Origin of the sequence: Desulfosarcina sp. (genome assembly GCF_041551955.1) — a bacterium.
Taxonomy (GTDB): Bacteria; Desulfobacterota; Desulfobacteria; order Desulfobacterales; family Desulfosarcinaceae; genus Desulfosarcina.
Genome location: NZ_JBFELV010000477.1, coordinates 1 through 3,776, shown reverse-complemented (window position 1 = coordinate 3,776; position 3,776 = coordinate 1). Strand labels below are relative to the sequence as shown.

Here is a 3,776-nt window from a genome sequence, read left to right as displayed (position 1 = left end):
TTCACGCTCCTTGGCGGCAATACAGTAGCGGCAGACGACCGTTCCGAAAAGTGCCGACGGTGTCAGGATGAACAGGGGAATGAAAACCGGAATCCAGAGGGCCTGCATGTTGAATAAAATAATCGCCGAGGCCAGATAAAGGGCACTGGCGCCGATAACGCTTAAGGTGGCGATGCCCATCGACAAAGAAAAACAGATCAGCCCCAGCAACGATCCGAACGAGAAGACAACAAACAGATGCATGGGCCATTCCAATGGCGTTAACAGGCGGTCTTCCAGCAGATTGGCAAAGGCCGTCGCCGCTATCTCCACGCCGCTGATATCGATGCCGTTTTTTTGCGAAAAAACCGTGTGGTAGCCATCCTGATGCTGGGGTCGCAGGTTTTCGGAGAGACCAATGAAGACAACCTTGCCTTCAAATCCCGTTGACCTGTCAGTCGCATGGCCGTTCACGTTGCCGGGACGGTCTTGGCCGACCAACGCTTTGTGATACGGAAGGGTCTGAATGGTTCCGGCCGGGCCATAAAAATCCAGATACCGGCTGTTCTTGCCTTGGAGCATCCGAATAAGACCGCTCAACATTCTCCGCTCGATGGGGTCCCGGATGGGCTTTTCTTTGGCGTCAAGTAAGTTAAGCATCTCATTGGCGATCAGTGGTTCACGCTGGAATAGCTCACGGAATGCGATCAATGTTTCTTCTACGCCGCGCTGCAACTCGATCTCATTCCATTGTGGGCGTATGGCTGGGTCAAGATTGGCATACACCCTGTCGAAAAGATGGTAAAAAGAGCCGTAGTGGCCGGAGGCATATATAAAAAAAGCCACCACCGGCAGCGTGGGTGCATTTCCTGCTCCGACTTTGAACGTCCAGAATTGGCTGAGTTGAACCGGAACCTTGGGCAGGGGAAAAGGGGCCAGGGCCAAGGCTGACCGAGCCAGGGGAGCAATCGGAGGAACCAGGGTTTCAATATTCAGATCCGCAAGATACTTCCCTCTCGAATCGGAGATGGGAACTTTTTCCTGCCGGATGGACTCGCAGAGAACGACCGTCGCTGCATCGGCAACGGCCGCCCCAAACGCCCTATCCGCATCGGCGTCGTGGGCGTCGTCAAACAGCATGTCGAAGATGATGGCCGCCGCGCCCTGCTGGGAAAGGGTTTGAACCAATTGCGCATGCAGTGTGCGCGGCCATTGCTGCGTTTTTCTGGAAAGATCGAGCGCCTCTGCAGAATCTCGATCAATCGAAATAATCAGCACCGCCGAAGGGGGGCGGCGCGCGCCCCGGAGGGAAAAAAGCATTTTTAGCCCGAAATGCTCTTCTAATTCTAGGGAGAATGGCGGAAAGGACAGGATGACGCCCAGCAAGCCGGCGCCAAAACTGATCCCGATTGTTTTTACGGATCGAGACATCGCCAATGCCTGAGTCTGTTGAGTTTAGCAGCCAGTTAGCCCCTTGGTAACGATTATCGATACCCGCGCATGGAATACACCACCATTGGCGGGTTTGCGTCGATCATGTAAGTTGGAAGCGCTTTGGGCTAAAAAAAATATTTCAATCGTGAGGGGGATTTACTTTTTCTCAATCAACTTCAGAAAGAAAGGCGTGCGTCCGCGTGGAGGACTTGCTCTGTTTGAGCGCTGTGGTCATTTTATCGAAGCAGGAGTACGGATGTCGCAGCAGGCGAGCGTGTATAATGTTATTTTCTATCATTATCGCCATTCGCTGTCAATGTCAGGATCGGATGTCACCTCGCCCAAGAATAAACAGGCCCAGGTTTGAAAAAATTTACTTCCCTGTGGAGAGGAAATAGGTGTCTGGCTGGTCTTGGGTGAAAAACGGAAGATACCGCTTTGCCTGGTCGGCACACCCTTGAAAAAAAGCGGGGCAGTGTCGGTGATTGCGACATTGCCCCGCTTGATCAAACGATAGGATGAATCCGGAAAATTATTTTTCTTTCGGATGACATTTGGTGCACGTTTGGGGTGCCGCCTTGGTCTTGTTGGCTTTGTTGAATTTCTTGTGGCAGCTGATGCAATTTTCGTGGATGGCCTCGGCGTGGTATTCCATCTCTTTCGCGGCAATTTCCTTCTTGGAAACCTTTTTTTCCCTCATCTCTTTTTTCAGATCGCCCGGCATCTGCCCGGGAATCTTGTGGCACTCGATGCAGCCCTGGACATCATCGCCGAGTTTCAGGTTGCTTAAGGGTTTTCCCTGGTCATCGTGGTGGCACTCGCCACAGCCGATTTTGTAATCTTCATTGTGCTTTTTGTGGCTGAACTCCACAATGCCCTTGGTGTGTTCACTGTAAGCCTTGTGCTCCATCTTGATCACGTCCTGGACCGCAGTACCCGCATAAATGGAACCCGCGGCAAACATGATAGCCAAACCAACGACTGCTAATACGACACCCTTTTTTTTGCCCATAACCGCTACTCTCCTCTTGCATGATTGGTTAAATCACCCGTCATCACTACAGCAAAAATTTCTATCAATCCTCATGTACGCTGTCAATGGGATTTGAAACCAACTTCAACTTGCTTGCTATCAAGTCGTTATGAAACAATCGGTTTTAAGTCTGTCAGGAAACGGGGCCTGCCGATTTCGAAGCGGTTCATTGATCGCTGGCGCTTTCGGCTCCTGCAGCCGGCTCCGGCGCTTCTTTTTTCTTGCCGAAAATCCGGGCGCCGACGATGCTGATCTCATACAGCACCATCAGCGGCAACGCCATCATGATCTGAGTCACCACATCAGGCGGGGTTAATATCGCCGCTCCGACAAAGAAGACGAGAATCGCAAATTTCCTGTTTTTCTTTAGAAATTCAACGGAAACGATGCCCAGACGCGCCAGGAAGGTCAGCACCAGGGGAAGTTCAAACACCAATCCGAAGGCCAGGAGCAACTTGGCGGAAAAACCCAGGTACTCCTTCATGGAAGGCATGGGGCGGATGGTCTCTGTGGCAAACCCCAGAAAAAATTGAAATCCGAAGGGAAAGACGATGAAATAGCCGAAAAGGGCTCCTCCGATAAAGAAAATTGACGAGAGCAGGACGACGGGAACCATCAGCCGCTTTTCCCGATCATAGAGGCCGGGCGCAACGAACATCCAAAACTGATAGATGATCACCGGCGAGGCGACCATGAGCCCGGAAAGAAAGGAAACCTTCAGGAAGGTGAAAAAGGCCTCGGGCAACCCGGTGTAGATCAGGGTTTCTCCCTGCTTCATCACTGAAATTAGCGGGTTGGTAAGAATCTCAAAAAGCTTTTCCTTGAACCCATAGGAGATGGCGAAACCGATGCCAACGGCGACAAAGCAGGTGATCAGGCGCTTTCGCAACTCTTCCAGGTGCGCGGTAAAGGGGATTTTGTCTTCCGTATCCTTTTCCTGATCGGCCACGTTTTTTACCCCTTGCGCGTTTCAGGATCCGGGTCGGAGCCGATGGGTGACACCTCGCCGTCGGTGGGAGACCCCGCATCGGAATTCGAATCATCCCCATCCCGGCGGTCAAAAGCCGCCTTCAATTTATCCACGGCATCGCCATCGCGGCCTTCCGGTTTATCGGCCGCGGGCGTTTCCTCCGGTACGGCAGAACTGGCTGCCTGTTCATCCATATCGCGGGTGGAGGACCCCTGGGTCTCTTTTTTATCCGGTTTGGCGAGATCGTTAAAGGCGGTTTTCACCTCTTTGAGTTCCGTATCGATCTGCATGCTCTCTTTCAGATCGCTGGTCGCTTTTTTGAAATCCCCCAAGGCCTTTACCAATGACTTGGCCAAAAAC

Annotated in this window: 4 protein-coding genes and 1 pseudogene; 1 reads left to right on the top strand and 4 read right to left on the bottom strand. The window is 52.2% G+C overall.

Features of this window, described 5'->3' with window-relative positions; genetic code table 11:
• Window positions 1–1,410 (bottom strand): CHASE2 domain-containing protein (locus tag ABYV26_RS22780; RefSeq protein ID WP_372683649.1); only part of this gene is annotated, 1,410 nt, incomplete at its 3' end.
• Between the two features lie 43 nt (window positions 1,411–1,453).
• Between ABYV26_RS22780 and ABYV26_RS22775 the strand changes: the two genes are divergently transcribed.
• The gene (locus tag ABYV26_RS22775; RefSeq protein ID WP_372683648.1) at window positions 1,454–1,780 is read left to right on the top strand and encodes a hypothetical protein; all 327 of its coding nucleotides are present in this window, start codon (window positions 1,454–1,456) and stop codon (window positions 1,778–1,780) included.
• A 165-nt stretch (window positions 1,781–1,945) separates the two neighbouring features.
• Here the strand turns inward: ABYV26_RS22775 and ABYV26_RS22770 are convergent, their stop codons facing one another.
• From ABYV26_RS22770 to ABYV26_RS22760, 3 genes and pseudogenes are all read right to left on the bottom strand, one after another.
• Window positions 1,946–2,425, bottom strand: a complete 480-nt coding sequence (locus tag ABYV26_RS22770) for a cytochrome c3 family protein (RefSeq protein WP_372683647.1) — start codon at window positions 2,423–2,425, stop codon at window positions 1,946–1,948.
• Between the two features lie 187 nt (window positions 2,426–2,612).
• Window positions 2,613–3,395, bottom strand: a complete 783-nt coding sequence (tatC, locus tag ABYV26_RS22765) for a twin-arginine translocase subunit TatC (protein ID WP_372683646.1) — start codon at window positions 3,393–3,395, stop codon at window positions 2,613–2,615.
• A 5-nt stretch (window positions 3,396–3,400) separates the two neighbouring features.
• A pseudogene (locus ABYV26_RS22760) lies at window positions 3,401–3,776 on the bottom strand (hypothetical protein); the annotation flags it as partial.

Excerpts from the sequence above, each read along its gene's own strand:
- ABYV26_RS22770 (WP_372683647.1), bottom strand. The coding sequence starts at position 2,425 with ATGGGCAAAAAAAAGGGTGTCGTATTAGCAGTCGTTGGTTTGGCTATC.